The organism is Salinibacterium sp. NYA9b (assembly GCF_976973725.1).
In genome coordinates, this window is sequence record NZ_OZ333476.1 from 1973914 (window position 1) to 1993965 (window position 20052).

Consider the following 20052-nt stretch of genomic DNA (forward strand, 5'->3'; position numbering starts at 1 on the left):
ATTTATTACGTGCGAACTCGCAGCGCGACCGGCACCGAAGCGATTGCCACTACCGTCGCCAAACCGAGTGCGGCTACGAAGCCCGCCCCGTCCACGAGCCCGCCGACGCCAGCGAAGACGAGACCGCTGAAGGCGATCGCAATGGCGCCACCAGCGGCATCCGAGATCGAGAGCGCAGCACTATTGAAACCTTGGTCTCGAGCGCTGGAATGACTGAGCACGAGGGTCGAGAGCCGCGGAAAGGTGATGCCCATTCCGGCGCCAGCGACGAGCCAGCCGATCGCGGCGACCCACAACGAGAGCATGAAATACGCGGTGATGAACTGGGTGGCGATGCCGAAGCTGAGCAAGAGAGCGCCCGCGACCACCACGCGCCCATGAGAAACAGATTCCGGAAGGCGGCCCTGCAGCGCTGAGCCCACCGCCCACGAGACCGCGCCGACGGTGAGGATGAGACCGGCCGCCCAGGCGGGCAGACCGTAACGTTCGTTCAGCAAGTACGGCAGATAGACCTCGGTCGAGAAGAAGGCGGCGGCAAAGAAGCCGCGCAACACGATCGTGGCGGGCAGCCCGCGCCGGAAGCTCAACGAACCTGTCGGCAGCAATGGCCGCAGCGCAATGATGACGATCACGAACGCTCCCCCGGCCAGCGGCCACGCGAGCGCCCCGTCGCGTTCACCACCGAGGCTGATGCCCATCACCGCCAGCGCCGCAACGATCGCCCACACCACAGCGCGGCCGCCCGACGACTTCTCGGCGGGCACCACCGGCTGACTCATCAGAATGCGAATCGCAGGCAGAATCGCGGATGCCGCCGCCAGCACCAGAAACACGACACCAAAGAACACCCAGTGCCAACTGATCTGCTCAGCAACGACTCCCGCAAGAGGTGGGCCGATCAACGAGGGCAACACCCACGCGGAAGCGAAGAGCCCGAAGATTTTCGGATGCAGCGCCGCCGGATACAACCGGGCGACAACCACATAGAGCGAAACGATGAGGGCTCCGGAGCCGAGGCCCTGCAGAAAGCGGCCGGCGATGAAAATGCCCATCGTTCCGGCGAAGCCTGCCGCCAGCAGCCCCAGGGTGAAAACCACCATTGCCGCGATCAACGGCTTGGCTGGCCCCGTGCGATCAGACCATTGACCGGCAAGCACCATTCCGATCACGCTCGCTGCCAGCGTGCTGGAAAACGCGACCGAATAGAGCGCTTGGCCATTCAGATCACGACTGATCGTCGGCATGATCGTAGTAACCGCGAGCGTTTCAAAAGCGCCCAAGAAGATCAGGGCGAACGCCCCGATCGTTGTCCATCGCAGGTGCGCAGAAAAAATGCTCGTGGGTACAGAAATGGGGCCAGTTGTTGCGCCCACGGGGATGTTGCGTGTCATGGTGTTGAGCTCTTCAGTAGTACGAAGCTACTGCAGACGGAACGGATGGTTCCTCGTCGGTGCGGCGGATAATCACGCGCTCACACTGGCGGCTGCGGTGCCATTCCAGTGTATGCCGCCCGCGCTCCAAATCAAACAAATTTGACTAACTTTGGATGCGGGCGCGACTGCGCGTGCGACTAAGAAATCTCGACGACCGTGCCCTGCCCCAACTCGTCAGCATCGGCATCCGTGACAACCGCAAAAACACCGGTCGGGATGCCGGGAAGGTTCGCCACACGATTGGCCACGCCGGTGAGCGTCGACTCGTCGGCACCCGTGATCACAATGACGTACGCGTCGTTGAACACGTCGCCCTCTTCGACAACGAAAATCTCGCCGCCCTCTTCGAGCTCGTTCGTGAATTCCACGAGCGATTCGATCCACGGGAACCGCGACTCGCCCTCGGCCGCATTGGCGTCGGGGGTAAGCGGTACGTGGATTTCGACAACGAGTTCAGCAGAATCAGACATGACCACAACGGTACTGCCTGCAGCCGACAAGCGCTGCTCGCGTTATTCGGCGGAAGCGCGCTCCAAGACAAGTTCACGCACGCGAGCGGCGTCAGCCTGACCCTTCATTGCCTTCATGACTGCGCCGATAACTGCGCCGGCGGCCTGAACCTTGCCATCGCGAATCTTCGCAAGAACATCAGGCTGAGCAGCAAGTGCCTCATCGATCGCCGCAATGAGCGGGCCGTCATCCGAGACCAGCTTGAGTCCACGACTCTCGACAACCTCGGCAGGTGAACCTTCGCCAGCAATGACACCCTCGAGAACCTGGCGGGCCAGACTGTCGTTGAGAACACCATCGTTGATGAGCGTGACGAGAGCCGCGACATCCGCGGGGGTAATCAACGAGCTGGGGTCTGCACTCTGGATGTTGGCCAGTCGAGCAATCTCGCCTGTCCACCACTTGCGAGCCTGAGCCGCCGTCGTGCCAGCCTCGATAGTCGCTTCGATTTCGCTGAAGAGGCCCGCGTTATTAACATCGCGGAACTCAAGATCGGTGAAGCCCCAGGCCGCCTGAAGTCGACGACGACGCTCTGCCGGAGGCTCAGGAAGTGCCGCGCGCAGCTCTTCGATCAATGCGAGCGACGGCTCAACCGGTAGAAGGTCAGGCTCCGGGAAGTAACGGTAGTCATCAGCATCGCTCTTCGGGCGACCAGCGCTCGTGACGCCGGTGTCTTCGTGCCAGTGGCGCGTCTCCTGAGTGATCGTGCCACCCTTCTGAAGAATGGCCGCCTGACGCTGGATTTCGTAACGAACCGCGCGCTCGACGCTGCGCATCGAGTTCACGTTCTTGGTTTCGGTGCGCGTTCCGAGCTTTCCGGAGCCGCGCGGGCTCAACGAAATGTTCGCGTCACAGCGCAAGTTGCCGCGCTCCATACGGGCTTCAGAGATACCGAGCGAACGAACGATGTCACGAATAGCCGAAACGTAGGCCTTGCCGACCTCGGGAGCATCCGCTTCGGTGCCCGTGATCATGTGCGTGACGATCTCGACGAGGGGAACGCCAGCACGGTTGTAATCGACGAGCGAATACTCGGCACCCTGGATGCGACCAGTTGCGCCACCCACGTGCGTGAGCTTGCCGGCGTCTTCTTCCATGTGCGCGCGCTCGATCGGAATCGTGATCGTGCGACCGCTCTCGAGCTCAATGTCGACAGAACCCTCGAACGCGATCGGCTCATCGAACTGGCTGATCTGGTAGTTCTTCGCCAGGTCGGGGTAGAAATAGTTCTTGCGGGCAAAGCGCGAACTCGGCGCAATCTGGCAGCCGAGCGCAAGGCCGAGAGAGATCGAATACTTGATCGCCTCTTCGTTGACGACAGGCAAGCTGCCGGGCAAGCCGAGATCCACCGGAGTGATCATGGTGTTCGGTTCGCCGTGCTCAGCACCGGATGCTGCCGGGTTCGGAGCATCCGAGAACATCTTGGTCTGGGTATTCAACTCGACATGCACCTCGAAACCGAGCGTCGGCTCAAATAGTTCGAGTGCTTTGTCGTAGTCCATCAATTCAGCTTTAGCCACCCGATGATTGTACGTGGCGCAACGGCACCGTATCGGTACCCGGTTCGAGCGGCGCGGATGCTGGGGCCAAAATTGGTTCATCGTCGTCGCTCGGAATAGCTTCAGCCTCAATCGTGAAGTCGCTGAACTCCTCGGATTTCTCGGAGCGAACGAAGGCGATTCCCGCCAAAATGAGTGCTCCCCCGATGAACTGCATGATCGACAAGTTCTCGCCAATCAGCAACCACGCGTAGATCGCTGCCGTGACGACCTCGAGCAATCCGACGAAAGACGCGAGGCGGGAACCGAGCATTTCGCTCGCCATAATGCTCGTCGAATACGCGATACCGGTCGCGACGATACCCACGATGAGCAGCGGAACCCACCACGGAGCCACAATGCCCAGCACCGTGACATCCACCATCGGCATATCGAACGGCACAATGCCGACGAGGCCGACAAGCCCGAGAATGATGCCTCCGATGAGCAACCCGGCCGAGGCAAGAGCCACCGCCGGAAGGCCTTCGCTCGTGCGCGCGGCAACGACGTAATACACGGCGGCGCCGATAGCAGCGCAGGCGCCGAACATGATTCCGAGTGGATCAAGGGCCCCGGAACCCTCTGGGGAGACCACGAGGATGAGCCCGCCGAGGGCGACGACGGAACCGATGAGCACAACGGCCTTAGGCGTGCGCCGCGACGTGACCCACGAAAAGGCAACCAGCAGCAACGGCGCCATGTATTCGAGAAGAATCGCGATGCCGACCGGGATGCGTTCGATCGCCGCAAAGTAGACCAACTGGGTTCCTGAAACGCCAATGATGGCCATCAGGAGGATGCGACTGCGCGCGTACCACAGGGCGATCCAGCGACCTTTGAGCGCCAGGATCGCGAACGGAGCGAGCACTGCACCACCGATAAGCACGCGAAGCGTTACGGCGGCGGCTGGGCTCCACCCGGCTTCGAGGACTGGTTTTACGAGCGCTCCGGAGAGCCCAAAACTAGCGGCGGCAACAAGGGCAATAAGCAAACCGAGAGTTGTGGATGAGCGTTTCATGGGCGACTACTTTGAACGAGATTGACGAGTATTTCTGCTGACGCTAGTCTCGAAACAAATAAGGAGTCAAATTGCATTTTGCCCCTGACACCGTGGAGAGTCTCGAGTTTGCCGTTCTGCTCGGAAATACACACGAACTCGCGAGCAGATCGGGCGCCGACGAGCTTGCGACGGCCGATCACGTGCACGCTCTCATCATGCAGTTTCGGTTCAGCGGGCGCATCGACCGCGACAACAACGAAGTCGCCGAAGTGCGCGCCGTTCGCGACCGTATCCGTGAGGTCTGGAAGTTGACCCGCGACGATGCCGCCGTCGAAATCAACGCGATGCTCGCCGAAGCAAAGGCGCTGCCCTTCCTAGCGCGGCACGGCGACTTTGATTGGCACCTGCACGCCAACGACCCCGAAGCACCCCTCGCCGAGCGCATTCAGGCCGAAGTCGGCCTTGCGCTCGTCGACGTTGTGCGCTCCGACGCCATGTGGCGCTTACGACGCTGCCAAGCCCCCGATTGCGAAGGCCTCATGGCCGATCTGTCACGCAACGGCTCACGCCGGTTCTGCAGCATCCGTTGTGGAAACCGGATGAATCAAATCGCCTACCGCGAGCGGCAAGCCGCAGGCAACTAGCCGAGCGACGGAACCTGACTCGGCAGGGTGTGACCCCACTGCTGCTCAAGCAAGCGCTCAAGTGTCGCGCCAACTTCGTAGAGTCGAGCATCGCCGCGAGCCGGAGCCATGATCTGGAAACCGGTCGGCAGACCATCCTCAGGAGCGAGCCCCATCGGGAGCCCCATGCCTGGGATGCCGGCAAGGTTCGCCGGAATGGTCGTCACATCGTTGAGGTACATCGCCATCGGGTCTTCGAGCTTCTCACCGAGCTTGAACGCGGTGGTGGGCGCTGAGGGCGAGACGAGAACGTCAGCCTTCTCGAAGGCCGCAGCGAAGTCGCGCTGGATGAGTGTGCGAACCTTCTGTGCACTGCCGTAGTACGCGTCGTAGTAACCAGCGCTGAGGGCATAGGTACCGAGGATGATGCGGCGCTTGACCTCGGCGCCGAAACCGGCCTCGCGAGTTGCTGCCATCACGTCTTCGACGGTTCCGCCACCCTCGGGCGTGACGCGGAGGCCGAAGCGCACCGAGTCAAACTTAGCGAGGTTGCTCGACGCCTCGGCGGGGAGGATGAGGTAGTACGCCTCAACGGCGTACTCAAAGTGCGGAGCATCCACTTCAACGATCTCGGCACCGAAATCAGTGAGCAACTGCAGTGCTTCGTGGAAGCGCTGCGAGACGCCCGCTTGGAAGCCGGGGCTGTCGAGCTGCTTGATGACACCAACACGAACGCCCTTGAGGCTTTCGGCAGCAGCACCGGCACGAGCGGCAGCAGCAAACGACGGCCACTGCTCGTTGAGCGACGTGGAGTCGCGCGGGTCCCAGCCACCAATGACATCGTGAAGCAACGCCGAATCGAGAACGGTGCGCGAGACGGGGCCGACCTGGTCGAGCGACGAAGCCAACGCGATCGCGCCGTAGCGCGATACTCCGCCGTAGGTGGGCTTGACGCCAACAGAACCCGTCACGGATGCCGGCTGGCGGATCGATCCACCGGTGTCGGAACCGAGGGCAAGCGGAGCCTCAAACGCAGACACTGCCGCGGCCGAACCACCACCGGAACCACCAGGGATCCGGTCGAGATCCCACGGGTTATGAGTCGGACCATATGCCGAGTGCTCGGTTGACGACCCCATGGCGAACTCATCCATGTTGGTCTTGCCGAGCGGAATCAGGCCGGCCGCACGCAGCTTCGCAACGGGTGTTGCGTCGTAGGGCGGAACCCAGCCTTCGAGAATTTTGGACCCAGCAGTGGTGGGCATATCGATTGTGCACAGCACGTCTTTGACGGCAACGGGCACACCGGCGAGTTCGCCGAGCGACTCCCCTGCCGCGCGACGCTCGTCGATGCGCTTGGCATTGGCCAGAGCATCCGCCGACACATGCAGGAACGCGTGGACCTTGTCATCGACGGCAGCGATGCGGTCGAGATGCGCCTGGGTTGCTTCAACCGACGACACATCGCCCGAGCTCAGCTTGGTTGCCAAGTCGGATGCCGACATGCGGGTGAGGTCGTTCAGATCTGCCATTACTGCTCTTCTCCCAGAATCGCGCTAACCGCAAAACGTGAACCATCGTGCTCGGGTGCTCCGGCCAGGGCCTGCTCTGTGGTGAGCGTGACGCCGGGAACATCGGCACGGAAAACATTGCTCAGCGGAATCGGGTGGCTTGTTGCGGGAACATCGTCGGTAGCGACTTCGCTGACCTTGGCCACAGAATCGACAATTGCGCCGAGCTCGCCAGTGAGCTTCTCGATTTCGTCAGCGGTGAGGGCGATACGGGCGAGCGAGGCGAGGTGCGAAACAACCTCGCTGGTGATCGCACCAGGATTGGTGTCAGTCATGGAGCTCCGAAGATGGGAAACAGACAGGGAACCGTATAAGTGTATTCGGCTTAGCGCGAGGCGAGGAGCGACAGGGCTCTAATCAGCTCTGATCGTGAGCCGTTGAGCCGATTGCCCGCGCTACGCCGGAAGCGTCTTCGGGAATGACTAGGTCACCGCGACCGATACACATCAACGCAAAATTACGCATCGCTTCAGAGCCGGGAGTGAAGTACTCGTTGTGGCCAACAGAGCCAGCCAGTTCTTGCTTCTGCAGCACATCGAAGCCGCCACTCACGCCGAGTGACTGTGCACCGAATGACGCGGTGCCAGGATCGGCACCAAAATAAGAGCTATTAGGAATCGGGTCCCACGCGGCCTCGCCGACAAACACGTTGCCATCGCGCACATTCAAATCAGCGACGGACTCTGCGGGGCTTCCGGGCGAACCCACCATTGCTAAGGCATCAATATCGAAGTCATATTCCGACAACGCCATCATCGCCGCCGTCGTTCCATACGAGTGTGCGACTACCGAGATGTAAGGCTGATCGGCACCACGTTGCGCCTGCAGACCGAGAATGGCGTTCGCCAGAGTGTCACGCCCCTGTACGGCGTTATCGATCGCCCCCACATTGGTGAGGTTAGGGGTGTCGTAGCCAATCCACGCCACGGTGGCGACCGTTTCGTTGCTCGTGAAGACCGACTGAGAATCAAAGAGCTCAAGCCACGCCTGTTGCTCGGTGTACAGAGTGTTGGCGGCATCCGCCCAAAACGACATCTGCCCCTCAATGGTGAAGAACATGCCCGGCACCAAGAAACTCACGTAGTCGGCGTCGTTCAGGTCGCCAAGCACAATGGCAGCCCGACCCTGCCCCGTGACATCCAACGTGACCAGAGTGCGTTCGGGGTTAGAACTATCAAAGACCAGAGCCTCCGAGATGGAGGACAACATGCTGAGTTGTTGACGTGCGCTCTGCTGCACGGCACGACCGGCATCCGAATTCGCGACCGAATTGAGCTCGGCGATTGTCTCGTCAAGCACCGTGCGATTGCTGACATCGCGAATCGTGTACGGCACGCCCTCAAGGTTGCCGAGGAGTTGGGGGCTCGCTACTTCTAACGCTTCTTGGCGGTCAATCGCGAGGTCGCCCCACCAGAGAGCCACTTCTTGCGCGGGCGGCTGCGCTGAAAGGATCTGTTCCACGGCGCCCGGGCGGGCTGCAAGATACTCCGCAATGCCGCTAGTGGGAATGCTCGCGAGGGCTGTCAGAGTACGACCGCTGAACGTGGATGTTCCTACCGCCGAGCCGCTCAGCGCCCCAGTGGTGTCGACGACGGGACCCACAAAGGGGGCCGGTGCATCGCTGGTGACAATCGAGCTGAAGTGCACTTCGGGCACGCCAGAGACCTCGGTGGCGGGTAAGCCGACGACCGAGGTAGCTAGAACGAATGCAATTTCAATCAGCAACGACGGGTATTCCCCTCAGGAACATTGACCATGTGCCATCCCCGCACACGAACACGTTCAGGCAATCCTAAGGCAATCGCGCCCTGTTCGGGGGTAAACCAAAGGCATTACTGTCGTTTTGCATAGTTTTAAATAGCTTCAGGGCCACCTTTGAGCAGACGGGCGAATTGTGCAGCGTCAAGCACGGGGATACCCAACTGCTCCGCCTTGGTGAGTTTGGAACCGGCACCCGGCCCGGCGGCAACATAGTCAGTCTTTTTGCTCACGCTGGAGGCCGCTTTAGCGCCCGCCGCGATGATCGCCTCTTGTGCGCCTTCACGAGTGAATCCATCGAGGCTGCCCGTGGCAACGATGGTCAATCCGGCAAGAATCCCGTCGTTGGACTGAGCGGCGCCGGGGCCGGCATGACCGGGAGTTGACCACTGCACACCCGCATCTGTCCACCGCTGCACGATCTCTTGGTGCCAATCGACCTCGAACCAGTCCCCCACAGAATCAGCGATGATTCCGCCCACGCCATCCACGGCGGCAAGTTCTTCTCGCGTGGCCTCGCGGATGGCGGTGAGCGAGCCGAAATAGTCGGCGAGAGCACGCGCAGCGACCGGACCGACATGGCGGATGCTGAGGCTCACTAGGAGCCGCCAGAGGGGTTTGGTTTTCGCTTCCTGAAGATTGGCGATGAGTTTGATTGCGTTGCTCGACGGCACCCAATCGGGTGTTCCAGAAAATTCGGTCGCGTCGGCATCGAACTCGGGGTCAGCGTCTTTGCCCGTGAACTTGCGTGCACGCCGGAACGGAGTGACGAGTCGGTCGGAGCCGTCATCGTTGACGAGCACCTCCCCCGTCTCGGAGTCACGCACCGCAACGACAATCGGAAAGATATCTTCCACCGTGAGATCGAATAACCCCGCCTCGTTGATCAGCGGAGGAACCTCGGGTTCGCGGGGCTGGGTCAGGGCACGAGCAATTACTTCACCCAACACCTCGATATCGAGCCCGCCCCGACTGCCGGCGTGTTCGATACGACCTCGCACTTGAGCGGGGCAACTGCGGGCATTCGGGCACCGCAAGTCAATATCGCCCTCTTTCATCGCCCGCAACGGTGTAGCGCATTCTGGGCAATTCGCGGGCATGACAAAGGCGTACTCGCTGCCATCCCGCAGTTCTTCGACCGGGCCAAGAATCTCAGGGATCACATCGCCCGCCTTGCGCAGCACAACGGTGTCACCGATGAGGACACCCTTGCGCTTGACGACATCCTGATTGTGCAGTGTTGCCTGCCGCACGACAGACCCGGCAACGAGCGCCGGCTCCATGACCGCATACGGTGTTGCGCGACCGGTGCGCCCCACTCCCACCACGATGTCGAGCAGCTTCGTGTTCACTTGCTCGGGCGGATATTTGTAGGCGATCGCCCACCGCGGCGCACGAGAGGTAGCGCCGAGCTCGTCGTGAAGTGCAAGCTCGTCGACCTTGATCACAATGCCGTCGATCTCATGCTCAACGCTGTCCCGGTGTTCGCCGTAGTAGAGAATGAATTCTTCTACTTCGCCCGCCGTCGGCACTACTCGAAAATACTTGCTCGTCGGCAGGCCCCAACCGGAAAGAACACCGTAGATCTCGCTCTGGGTGCGAATGGGCTCGTGGCCCTCACGCTCACCATTCCACGCGCCGATGCCGTGCACGAGCATCCGCAACGACGACAATCGCCGACGCATGTGGGCAAGCTTCTCTTCAGATTTGCCCTCAGACTTTTGACGAAGCGACCCCGCCGCAGCGTTGCGGGGGTTCGCAAAAACCTTCTCACTGATGCGAGTCTGTTCGGCATTCAGCTCGCGGAACAGCTCGAGCGGAATGAACACCTCTCCACGCACTTCAACGATGGGCGGATGCCCGGTGCCTGCCAGCCGCTGCGGAATGCCTTCCACGCGCACAACGTTTTCGGTCACGTCTTCGCCCACGCGACCGTCGCCCCGGGTGGCGGCACTGACGAGCACACCATCGATGTAGCGCAAGTTGATCGCCAGCCCATCGATCTTGAGCTCGCACAAGAAGTCGACGTCGCGCGCAGAATCGCGCTGCACCTTCGCGGCCCATTCAGCGAACTCTTCGAGCGAGAAGACGTTGTCGAGACTCAGCATGCGTTCGGCGTGCTCAACGGGATCGAAGAGGGTGGCTGCCTTACCGCCAACGCGCAGGGTCGGGCTGTCTTGGCCCTGGAGTTCAGGATGCAGGGTCTCAAGTTTCTCGAGCCTCTGAATTAGACCGTCATACTCGGCGTCATCGACCAGCACTTCGTCGCGCACGTAGTACGCATCACGTAGTTCAAGGATGCGCGTGGTGAGGCTTTCTGCCTCGTGCCGCGCCTCGGCGAGCGACGGATCGGCTGTCTCAACGACCTGGCCGTCGGACGAGTGGGAGGAACCTGAGTTCTCGGTGCTAGTAGCCACGCCTCAAGTGTAAACAGCGGCACTGACTTCTGAGTGTGCAACCATGCCGACTCGGCAGGAGAGCCGACCGAGGGGCCAATCGAGGAGTTTTAGACCCCGACCGGAACCGCAGAAACGGTGCGTGCGATTGTGCACTGGCCAAGCACTCGCGTGCCAACGTAAAGAACCGCAGTCTGGCCGGGCGAGACACCAATGAGCGGCTCGTGGGGCCGCACAATGAGCTCGGGACCCTTCGCATCGCCGACGTTGTCGACGCCCTCGGTTGCCGGGGCAATCCGAGCGGTGGCCGGCATCGGGTCGGAGTGTGCGCGCACTTGAACATGGCACTCGAAGCTTGCACCGGGTTCGCTGATGAAACCCGAGGCGAGCGGGTCAAGCCCAGCCCACGAAAACTTGGTGCCGGCGACTTCGGAAAGAGCAAGAGCTTCGCGGGGCCCGACAACGACCTCGTTGGTCTTGGGACGGATCTCCAACACGAAACGGGGCTTGCCGTCATCCGTGGGATAACCGACGTTGAGGCCCTTGCGCTGGCCGATCGTGAACGCGACAGCACCCTCGTGCTTGCCGAGAACCTCGCCATTGCGGTCAAGAATTTCGCCCTGCTCTGCGCCAACCTTGTCGGCCAACCAGCCGCGAGTGTTGCCATCAGGGATAAAGCAAATGTCGTGAGAATCAGGCTTGTTCGCTACCGAGAAACCACGCTCTGCGGCCTCAGCACGAATCTCTGCCTTCGACGGCGTAGACCCGAGCGGGAACATGCTGTGCGCGAGCTGCTCGGTCGTGAGCACACCAAGAACGTAGGACTGGTCTTTCGCCCAGGCCGCAGCGCGGTGAAGCTCACGATTGCCGTTGTCATCTTCAACGATGTTGGCGTAATGGCCGGTAGCGACAGCGTCAAACCCTAGGGCGACAGCCTTCTCGAGGAGAGCCGCAAACTTGATGCGCTCGTTGCAGCGCATGCAGGGGTTCGGAGTGCGTCCGGCCGAATACTCGGCGATGAAGTCATCGACGACATCGAGCTTGAAGCGCTCGGAGAAGTCCCAGACGTAATACGGGATGCCAATCATGTTGGCCGCCCGCTGGGCATCCATAGAATCTTCAATCGTGCAGCAACCGCGAGCACCGGTGCGCAGGGTTCCTGGCTGCCGGCTCAGCGCCAAATGCACCCCAACAACCTCATGCCCTGCCTCGACTGCACGCGCGGCAGCAACCGCGGAGTCCACTCCGCCACTCATCGCCGCTAAAACCTTCATACATCAAGTGTACGAGACGAGTTGCTGGGCAAGTTCTTACTGCGGGATGTCGGTGAGCGTCTTTTCGACGCCAGCGAGGCGCTGTTCAATGGCATCCAGTCGCTGAATGAGCACCTGATTGGCTTCGAGCGTCTGCTCGGCGAGCGCCCGATAATCGCCGCCCGCTTGGGCATCCGAAACGTATTTGGCCGTCTCGGCCTTCTTGTTGACCGCGTTGGTGATCACGCCCGCGATGATTCCCGTGACGGCAATGATCGCGATCCAAAACCAGAGGCTATAGAAGATTTCCATTATGTTCCTTCGTGAGAGTTGCTGTTGTCGGACGGAGTTGCATCGTCGACGGCGATGTCGGGTGCCGCACTCGTCGCCGCAGTTTTCGCCACTGCCCTCGCGAGCAAAGCCGGCGCAACGGTGACGCGAAAGGGAACCACCTCGAAGAGCTTCAGCGCTTTGCCGTCGTCGCTCAGCTCGTGATGGCCGGCGACGAAGCCCGCTTCCTCAAGCTTGGCGAGGTGCATGTATAGCAAGGGGCGGGACATTCCGACGCGACGAGCGAGCTCGCTCACGTGCTTCTGGCCGCTCGATAGCTCGGCCAGAATGCGCATGCGTTGCGGATTAGCCACCGCGGCTAACCACGCTCCGAGCTCTTCAGAATTCACAAGAATCCTTTCACCTGTAATAAAAAACTTACACATAGGTGATCGCAAGGTCAAGGCTGACGGTGCGCGGCACCGCACGAGCAGAAAGTTGCCCTAACGACCGAGCACAGTCAGGCGGTCCGAATAGCCGGCATCTCGCGCCCGCTCCACCGCGTGCGGCAAGGCCGCAACGAACTGAGCAACCTCGTCAGCCGTCGTGGACTCTCCGAGCGAGATCCGCAAAGCACCGCGAGCAGTGGGCTCGTCGAGACCCATCGCGAGCAAAACATGACTCGCTTCTGGCACCCCCGCCTGACAAGCGGAACCCGTCGAAACACTGAAACCTGCGACATCCAATAGGAACAAGAGAGAGTCACCCTCGCAACCCGGGAACGTGAAGTGCGCATTGCCAGGGAGCCGATCGTGCGGATCGCCCCGCAGCACAGCCTCGGGCACTGCTGAGCGAACTCCGGCGATGAGAGAATCGCGCAGCGCCGTGAGCCGAGTTGCCTGCTCTGCCAGATCGGCTGTGGCCTCCCGCGCTGCTGCCGCAAAAGCAACCGCCCCCGGAGCATCCATCGTGCCGGAGCGTGCGCGCTGCTGACTTCCGCCATGAATGAGCGGAGTCACGGATGCCGAACGAGCGATCACGAGCGCACCGACGCCGACCGGTCCCCCGATTTTGTGTGCCGAAACGCTGAGCGCAGCAACACCAGCAGCATGAAAGTCGATCGGAACGTAACCGAGCGCGGATACCGCGTCAACGTGCACGGGAACACCATGGGCCTTCGCAAGCGCCGCAATTTCGGAAACCGGCTGGAGGGTACCGACTTCGTTGTTGGCCCAGAGCATCGAAATAAGAGCAACGTCGTCGGCGAGCGCCTCGCGCACATAGTCCACGTCGATGCGACCGACAGCGTCGACGGGAATCCAGTCGAGTACTGCGCCCTCGTGAGCGCTCATCCACTCCACAGCATCGATAGTGGCGTGATGTTCGGCCTGGGCAACCAAGATTCGGCGGCGTTGGACGCCACCAGAATTGCGGGCCCAGTACAGCCCCTTGATGCCGAGGTTAATTGCTTCTGTCCCGCCAGAAGTAAAGGTAATTTCAACCGAGTCTGCACTCACACTCGCGGCCACCGCCTCGCGCGCCTCTTCGAGCATACGTTTGGCCGCTTGCCCCTGGGAGTGAATTGACGAAGGGTTACCGACGACCGGCAATGCGTGCGCAAACGCCTGCACCACAGCCGGGCGCATGGGCGTTGTCGCCGCATGGTCAAGATAGATCGTCACCGTAACTCCGCTACTCCCCCACAGAATCCATCCGGATGTCTGTGTGTCATTACTCTAGATCGCATGCACTCTCGCTTCGACCTCGCTTCTACTCGCCCGAACGCAGGAGCCCGCTAATGGCGCTCGGCACTCCGGCAACCGTGGCGCTCGACGCGCTCGGCATCTCCTTCACCTCGCACCCCTATGCGCACGATGCGGGCACGACTGAATACGGTGCAGAAGCGGCCACAGTTCTCGGCGTCGACCCCGCGCAAGTGTTCAAGACATTAATGACGATGGTGGATGACGAGATGGTCGTAGCTGTAGTGCCTGTCTCCGGAAAATTGGACCTCAAAGAACTCGCCGCCGTTGTGGGCGGAAAGAAGGCCAGCATGGCTGATCCCACGGTCGCGCAACGCCGCACTGGTTACGTACTCGGAGGAATCAGTCCGCTTGGCCAGCGAATAACGCACCGCACGGTGATTGACGAAACCGTTGAACTCTTCGACACCGTTTTTGTCAGCGGCGGTACGCGCGGTTGTGACATTGAACTCGCGCCGAGTGACCTCATCCGCGCGGCTGCGGCAATTACCGCTCCCATCGCACGCGGCTAACACACAGCGTGCGGAGTTGACGCGCCGCGTGCGATTGTCGCGCCGCGTGCGCGATTAGCGTGTTTCGCGCAGCAACTGGGCGCCCGAACCGAATGCCACCCCGCCCTAGTAGAGCAGCAGTGTCAAACGGCGGCGCGCATCGGCCACACGAGGATCTTCAGCGCCCGCAATTTCGAAGTAGTCGAGCATTCGGGTGCGGATAGCGCCCTTGCCGTCGGCGTCGGCCGAAGGAAAGAGTTCGAGCAAACGATCGAAGGCATCACCGAGGTGTCCGCCAGAGACATCGAGGTCGGCAACCGCCAACTGAGCGTCAACGTTGAGGGGCTCTTGGGCTGCTGCGCTGCGCACAGAGTCAACCGTGTGCCCGTCGAGGCGCAACAACAATGACACCTGAGCAAGCCCAGCGACTGCTTGCTGATCGCGCGGGTTCTGAGTAATAGCTGACTGGTACGCGGCAATCGCTGCGGGATAGTCGCCAGCCGAAATGGCATCAAACGCTTCCTGATGAAGCGGCGGCAGCGGCTCTTCCACTGGTTCTTCTTCAGCTGCGTCAGACCCTTCGGGGGCCGGCAGCGTGCCGGTCACCTTGTTCTCGGCTGCCAGTTGCAACACCTGCTCGAGCACCTCTTTGAGATCGTTCTCGGGCATGATGCCGCTGAAGAGCTGCACAGGACGCCCACCGATAACCGCGGCTACCGTGGGAACCTCTTGCACCTGGAAAGCCTGCACCAGTTGCGGGTTGCTCGTGGCATCCACCACAACCAGGGCGAAACGGCCCTTGTACTGCGCGATCGTGGGCTCGAGAGCTGGCTCGATGCCCTGCCCATAGAACTCGACGATCACGGGAACCGTGTTCGACAGCTCAAGGACCTGCGTGAACGAAGCGTCGTTCGCGCTGGTGGCAAAACCACTGGGCTGTGGCGTTTCTCCCGCCGTCGTGGCGCCGGCACTCTCGCCTGCCGCAGGGGCGGGCGTGTTGTGCTGGCGAACGAGGGATGAGAGATCCACTGCGCCGCGAAGGCTAGCGGCATTCAGGGGGGCGTTAGTCATTTCAACTCCGATGCTGCAACAAGTCCTTGGGTGTAGCCAAGCAGGATAATTTTCTCATCGCTGCCCGCTGCTGGGACATAAAAGAGTAACTGATCCCCGTAGGTAGATTTGATTCCCTCTTCGGTAATCGAGATGCCGGAGAGAGCCTTCGTCTGACCGCTAAAGGTCACAGCAGAGCCCTCTTCCTTGGGCGCTGCGACCTTAGTCTCATAAAGATGCACGGCAACAATTGCACCCGCATCGATCGTCGCCATCGCGATCGGATCTGCCGAACCAAGCTCGTGACCATAGGTCAGAGTGGCTGTGCTGGAGAGGGCGGCCTTCTCCTTTTTCTTCACGGCAAGACCGACGCTCACACGAAGGCTGTCGCCCTCAGCTTCGAAGTCGAGATAGGAGTCGCTTTCGACATCCTGTTCAAGAATCTCTGCATAGTTGAGAGCAACCTCGGTGGGTGAGGAACGCAAAAGACCGCTATCGGCGGGTAGGCGCGAGGTACCCACGCTGGCAGCCGCGACATCCGGGAACACCACGGAGGGTTCAAGGTTCATGGCGTAGCTGACCTTGTAGTTGTCGCGAGGAGTTTCCTGTTCCAAGAACAATGCAATCGGAGCGACCGTTGAATCAGTCTCGTCGAGGATGATCGTGAAGACCGTGCGCGGCCAGGACTCAGTCTGTTGCGGCAACGTCAGCTGCACGGGGCCATCCGGAATCGCGGCCGGGAGGGCAATCGAATCGTCTGCCTTGCGCATCTTGTAGTTCGCAAGACGATATTCCAGCGCAGCTTCAGCGAAGCGTGTCTCGATGAGATCAGTGCCACGCTCTTCGTCGGCCTCTTGGGAGACCGCGCTGATCTGCGCAACGATCTTCTCAATCTGACGCACGGATACCGCGGGAGTTGCCGCGGTTCCTGCCGCAGAGGTGGAGGTCGCAGTAGGACTCGGGACGCTCTCATCAGCTGCGGAGTTCGGCGTGCTCGAGGTCGTGCATCCGCTCAACACGAGAACACTGACCAGAACGGTCGGCACTGCGAAGCGAACGCTCGTGCGCAAAGTGGTGCTTTCGCTCGCCTTGGAGCCACGCTTAGAAGGCTTATAGCGGGCCTTTTTAGGAACCTTGGGCATTTTTTGCGGCTTGCGACGAGGGCCGCCAGCACGACGCATGTGGTGCACAGCCCACATCAAGAAGATCAGGCCGAGCAGCAACACGGCAGCACCGCCGAGGATGAGCGGACCAGCCCAGGGGGTGGTGTTGTCGAGCGGCCACGAGATCGATACCGCGTTTGGTGCGGGCTCGATGCCATCAGCGGCCACGATGAATGACACATCGCTCGGAATCTTCACGGTGAGAGCGAGCTCATCCTCAGCCTCGTAGCTCTCGAGCCACAGGTCAGACGTGTAGGGGTCGGGAACCTCTTGTTCTGTGCCGCTGATGCTCTCAGTGGCGAGGTCTCCCGTTTCGGCGTCGAGAGTGACCATGTTGTAGCTGGCGTCACCGACCCACGCGAGCACGTCGGTCGTGCGACCGTAGGCAGCGACGACGCGACGATCGCCTTCGATGCGGATCGTCTGATTGCCCGAGTACGTATTGAACGCTTCACCGCTGATCACGGTGAGAGGCGCGGCGCCGCTGGTTTCTGCGGAAACCGAGACTTGATCTGGGGTCGCAAGAATAGTCTGCTGTGCAATGCCGTAGCCGATGAGTCCGGCTGCGAGCATAAAGCTAACTATGGCGAGAACGAATCTCACTATCTCTCCTTTCGTGTTGCCCAGGATTACTCGCCGTGCGAGGGCCCTAGCCACACTGGCTGAACCTCGGTCGGACTGGAGGTAAGGGCCCCATCCACGCGGGTAGGCAACAACAAAGACGTTCAAGAATAGCCGATCGTCTTCGTGCGAACTAGTTACTCTTCTGGGAAGTTTCTGGGAGATCAGTGAACGCCCCAGATTGGGGATGAGACCAGAATGACAGGAGGCCTCCTCACCCCACTAAACTCAGAGGGTTCATTCCGCTGACATCGAGGAGAAATCTTGGCCGCGAACGATACCGATTTCGGCACAGAGATGCGCGGTTACAAGAGGGACGACGTCGATAAACTGATCGGCGAGCTTCGTCGTGAGCTTGTAGCCGCCAAAGCAGACCGCACTTCCTCCACTAAAGAGGTAAAGCGACTCCTCGCCGTCAACGAGGATCTTCAGGCTGAGCTCGACGAATCGGGAAGCCCCACTTACAGCGGACTCGGCTCCAAGCTCGAAAGCATGCTGCGCGTTGCTGAAGAGCACTCCACTCAACTGATCAGCCAAGCTGACATCGACGCCGAGAAAATGCGCAAGGCCGTGCAGTCCGAAACCGCGGCGCTGCGTGCCGACACGGCCACTGAATCCGAACGCATCCTCAACGATGCAAACAGTGAAGCCGCCGCCCTCGCCAAATCCTCTCGTGCCGAAGCTGATGCTCTCATCGGTCGGGCGAAAGACGAAGCCTCTCAGCTCGTCGCCGACGCTGCCCGCGAAGCCGCCACTATTCGCGGTGCTGTGGCAACAGAGGCTGCGGATGCTCGCACTTCAGCCAAGCGTGAATCTGCAGCACTGCGTGCCGAAACCGAACGCGCCATGACGGAGCTGCGTGCCAGCACCGCAAGCGAAGTGGCTGAAGCCCGCGAAGCAGCAGAGTCCTTGGCTCGCGATGCTGAGCTCGGCCGCGCAACCTTCGAGGCCGAAAACACCAAGCAGCGAGAAGACCTCCACCGCGACATCGAACAAGCACGCACTGACCTTGCTCGCGAGATCGAGACGGCACGCGCCGAGCTCGAGGCCGAAACAGCCACAGCGCGCGAAACGCTCACCAACGAAACAAAGGCAGCTCACACCAAGCTCGCCAACGAAACAAAAGCGGCCCACACCACGCTCGCCAACGAAACAAAAGCGGCCAAGGCCAAGCATCAGGCTGAGCTCGATGCCGCCTACGCTGCACTCGAAGCGGAAGCAGAAGCAACACGCACTGCCGCCGCGACCGAAGCAGCGAACACGCTCGCTGAACTTGAAAAGACCGTTCTCGCGACGCAGTCATCCCTCGAAGCCGAACTCTCTGAGGCCCGCGAGCTGTGGGAACACGAAGAGCGCGAAGCCCGTCAGCAACTCGAGAGCGACGTCACCACAACTCGTGCGGCACTCGAAGACGAGGTGTCCACCACGAAGGCTGCTCTTGAACATGAGGTAACGAGCACCAAGGCAGCGCTCGAACAGGAAGTTTCCAGCACCAAGACGGCACTCGAACAAGAAGTGAAGGTGACCCAAGCCTCACTTGAACAAGAGGTTACGACCACTCGCTCCGAACTCGAAACAGAAGTTGCCACCGCAAAGGCTGCCCTCGACGACGAGGTCACCACGACGCGGGCTGAGCTTGATGCTCACGTCAAGACCACTCGAAAAGAGCTTGCCGCCGATGTCGCCACTCAGAAGAAGGCCCTCGACAAGGAAGTTTCTTCCACCACGAAGGCGCTGGCCAAGGAAGTCTCGACAACACGCGCGGCTTTGGAAAGCGATGTAGAAACCACGCAGGCCGGTCTCGAAGCCGAAATCACGAGCGCTCGCGCCGCCTTCGAACAGGAGAGCACCACCGCTCGCGCCGAGTTCGACGCCGAGACGAGCACTCGTCGCAACGAACTCGAAGCCGAAATCGCCTCGGCAACGGCAGGCCTCGAAGAAGAAATGGCACGCCGCCACGCAGAGCTGGATGCTGAAATCGACAGCAAGCGCACCGAACTCGAAAGCTACGCATCAGAGACACGGTCCACGCTTGCTCACGATGTCGAGAAGCAGACCACTGACCTTGAGCGCGACATCGCACGCCAGCGTGCAGAACTAGCCAACGAGGTTGAGTCGACACGGGCCACCATCAAGCATCAGCTTGAGGAGACCCGCACCACGATCGAGCGCGAGGCCGAAGCAGCCCGCATCTCACTTGAGCAGGAAATTGCGGCACGCCGCGATGACGCCGAAAAGGAATTCCTGGCGCAGCACAAAGAGGCAACAGCTCAAACGCAGAACTACCTCGAGGAAGCCCAAGCCCAACTGGCCGAAGCTGTGCGTGAGGCTAACGCCAAACGTAACGAAGCAGAGGAGCTCACCAAGAGCTCGCAAGCCGAAGCCAAAACGTTGCTCGCCGACGCCTCTGGTCGGGCTACCGACGAAGTTGCGGATGCCGAACAGCGCGCCAAGGCGATGCTCGACGACGCCGAGAAGCGCTCCCACGATCTCGTCAGCGAGGCCGAAGACCGCCTCGCCAAGATCAAGGCGGAGCGCGAAACAGTTGCCGGATACTTCGAAAACCTTCGCGGAGTTCTGAACCAAGCCGAGGAAGTTAGCTAGCAACAGCC

17 protein-coding genes are annotated in these 20052 nt (G+C 60.9%); 3 read left to right on the plus strand and 14 right to left on the minus strand.

Annotated elements, in window-relative coordinates:
- Positions 1 to 5: 5 nt before the first annotated feature.
- From ACWFSR_RS09460 to ACWFSR_RS09475, 4 genes are all read right to left on the minus strand, one after another.
- On the minus strand, positions 6 to 1391 hold the full coding sequence (locus ACWFSR_RS09460; RefSeq protein WP_197106012.1) for an MFS transporter: 1386 nt from the start codon (positions 1389 to 1391) through the stop codon (positions 6 to 8).
- A gap of 179 nt (positions 1392 to 1570) precedes the next feature.
- Positions 1571 to 1903 (minus strand): glutamyl-tRNA amidotransferase, encoded by a 333-nt coding sequence (locus ACWFSR_RS09465; RefSeq protein WP_231599668.1) that lies wholly within the window; start codon positions 1901 to 1903, stop codon positions 1571 to 1573.
- A gap of 42 nt (positions 1904 to 1945) precedes the next feature.
- Complete coding sequence (gatB, locus tag ACWFSR_RS09470) at positions 1946 to 3463, minus strand: Asp-tRNA(Asn)/Glu-tRNA(Gln) amidotransferase subunit GatB (RefSeq protein WP_447522257.1); 1518 nt, start codon at positions 3461 to 3463, stop codon at positions 1946 to 1948.
- A complete protein-coding gene (locus ACWFSR_RS09475) occupies positions 3456 to 4499 on the minus strand; it encodes an EamA family transporter (protein WP_197106015.1) in 1044 nt (347 codons plus the stop codon). Before ACWFSR_RS09475 ends, gatB begins: the two co-directional genes overlap by 8 nt.
- Positions 4500 to 4570: 71 nt before the next feature.
- Here ACWFSR_RS09475 and ACWFSR_RS09480 point away from each other — a divergent pair, with 71 nt between their 5' ends.
- The gene (locus tag ACWFSR_RS09480; protein ID WP_447522258.1) at positions 4571 to 5125 is read left to right on the plus strand and encodes a CGNR zinc finger domain-containing protein; all 555 of its coding nucleotides are present in this window, start codon (positions 4571 to 4573) and stop codon (positions 5123 to 5125) included.
- Here the strand turns inward: ACWFSR_RS09480 and gatA are convergent.
- The 8 genes from gatA to ACWFSR_RS09520 form a co-directional block, all read right to left on the minus strand.
- Positions 5122 to 6627, minus strand: a complete 1506-nt coding sequence (gatA, locus tag ACWFSR_RS09485; protein ID WP_197107146.1) for an Asp-tRNA(Asn)/Glu-tRNA(Gln) amidotransferase subunit GatA — start codon at positions 6625 to 6627, stop codon at positions 5122 to 5124. The genes ACWFSR_RS09480 and gatA overlap by 4 nt on opposite strands.
- 8 nt (positions 6628 to 6635) lie before the next feature.
- On the minus strand, positions 6636 to 6950 hold the full coding sequence (gene gatC / locus ACWFSR_RS09490; RefSeq protein WP_197106017.1) for an Asp-tRNA(Asn)/Glu-tRNA(Gln) amidotransferase subunit GatC: 315 nt from the start codon (positions 6948 to 6950) through the stop codon (positions 6636 to 6638).
- A gap of 82 nt (positions 6951 to 7032) precedes the next feature.
- Positions 7033 to 8400, minus strand: a complete 1368-nt coding sequence (locus ACWFSR_RS09495; RefSeq protein ID WP_447522259.1) for an alpha/beta hydrolase — start codon at positions 8398 to 8400, stop codon at positions 7033 to 7035.
- Positions 8401 to 8528: 128 nt separating this feature from the next.
- A complete protein-coding gene (gene ligA, locus ACWFSR_RS09500) occupies positions 8529 to 10850 on the minus strand; it encodes an NAD-dependent DNA ligase LigA (protein ID WP_447522260.1) in 2322 nt (773 codons plus the stop codon).
- A gap of 89 nt (positions 10851 to 10939) precedes the next feature.
- A complete protein-coding gene (mnmA, locus tag ACWFSR_RS09505) occupies positions 10940 to 12103 on the minus strand; it encodes a tRNA 2-thiouridine(34) synthase MnmA (RefSeq protein ID WP_197106020.1) in 1164 nt (387 codons plus the stop codon).
- A 36-nt stretch (positions 12104 to 12139) separates the two neighbouring features.
- The gene (locus ACWFSR_RS09510) at positions 12140 to 12394 is read right to left on the minus strand and encodes a hypothetical protein (RefSeq protein WP_197106021.1); all 255 of its coding nucleotides are present in this window, start codon (positions 12392 to 12394) and stop codon (positions 12140 to 12142) included.
- Complete coding sequence (locus ACWFSR_RS09515) at positions 12394 to 12762, minus strand: ArsR/SmtB family transcription factor (RefSeq protein WP_447522261.1); 369 nt, start codon at positions 12760 to 12762, stop codon at positions 12394 to 12396. Before ACWFSR_RS09515 ends, ACWFSR_RS09510 begins: the two co-directional genes overlap by 1 nt.
- 93 nt (positions 12763 to 12855) lie before the next feature.
- Positions 12856 to 14034, minus strand: coding sequence for a cysteine desulfurase family protein (locus tag ACWFSR_RS09520; protein WP_447522262.1), 1179 nt, complete (start codon positions 14032 to 14034; stop codon positions 12856 to 12858).
- A gap of 116 nt (positions 14035 to 14150) precedes the next feature.
- On the opposite strand from ACWFSR_RS09520, the gene ybaK reads away from it, so the two are divergent.
- Positions 14151 to 14627, plus strand: a complete 477-nt coding sequence (ybaK, locus tag ACWFSR_RS09525) for a Cys-tRNA(Pro) deacylase (RefSeq protein WP_447522263.1) — start codon at positions 14151 to 14153, stop codon at positions 14625 to 14627.
- 105 nt (positions 14628 to 14732) lie between these two features.
- Here the strand turns inward: ybaK and ACWFSR_RS09530 are convergent, their stop codons facing one another.
- On the minus strand, positions 14733 to 15677 hold the full coding sequence (locus tag ACWFSR_RS09530; RefSeq protein ID WP_197109716.1) for a tetratricopeptide repeat protein: 945 nt from the start codon (positions 15675 to 15677) through the stop codon (positions 14733 to 14735).
- Positions 15674 to 17422: a hypothetical protein gene (locus ACWFSR_RS09535; protein WP_447522264.1), complete on the minus strand. Its 1749-nt coding sequence runs from the start codon at positions 17420 to 17422 to the stop codon at positions 15674 to 15676. The genes ACWFSR_RS09530 and ACWFSR_RS09535 overlap by 4 nt, the downstream gene beginning before the upstream one ends.
- A gap of 282 nt (positions 17423 to 17704) precedes the next feature.
- On the opposite strand from ACWFSR_RS09535, the gene ACWFSR_RS09540 reads away from it, so the two are divergent.
- Complete coding sequence (locus tag ACWFSR_RS09540) at positions 17705 to 20044, plus strand: hypothetical protein (protein ID WP_447522265.1); 2340 nt, start codon at positions 17705 to 17707, stop codon at positions 20042 to 20044.
- Positions 20045 to 20052 lie beyond the last annotated feature (8 nt).

Coding starts and splice junctions, on each gene's coding strand:
- ACWFSR_RS09460 (WP_197106012.1), bottom strand. CDS start 1,391: ATGACACGCAACATCCCCGTGGGCGCAACAACTGGCCCCATTTCTGTA.
- ACWFSR_RS09465 (WP_231599668.1), bottom strand. CDS start 1,903: ATGTCTGATTCTGCTGAACTCGTTGTCGAAATCCACGTACCGCTTACC.
- ACWFSR_RS09475 (WP_197106015.1), bottom strand. CDS start 4,499: ATGAAACGCTCATCCACAACTCTCGGTTTGCTTATTGCCCTTGTTGCC.
- gatC (WP_197106017.1), bottom strand. CDS start 6,950: ATGACTGACACCAATCCTGGTGCGATCACCAGCGAGGTTGTTTCGCAC.
- mnmA (WP_197106020.1), bottom strand. CDS start 12,103: ATGAAGGTTTTAGCGGCGATGAGTGGCGGAGTGGACTCCGCGGTTGCT.
- ACWFSR_RS09510 (WP_197106021.1), bottom strand. CDS start 12,394: ATGGAAATCTTCTATAGCCTCTGGTTTTGGATCGCGATCATTGCCGTC.
- ybaK (WP_447522263.1), top strand. CDS start 14,151: ATGGCGCTCGGCACTCCGGCAACCGTGGCGCTCGACGCGCTCGGCATC.
- ACWFSR_RS09530 (WP_197109716.1), bottom strand. CDS start 15,677: ATGACTAACGCCCCCCTGAATGCCGCTAGCCTTCGCGGCGCAGTGGAT.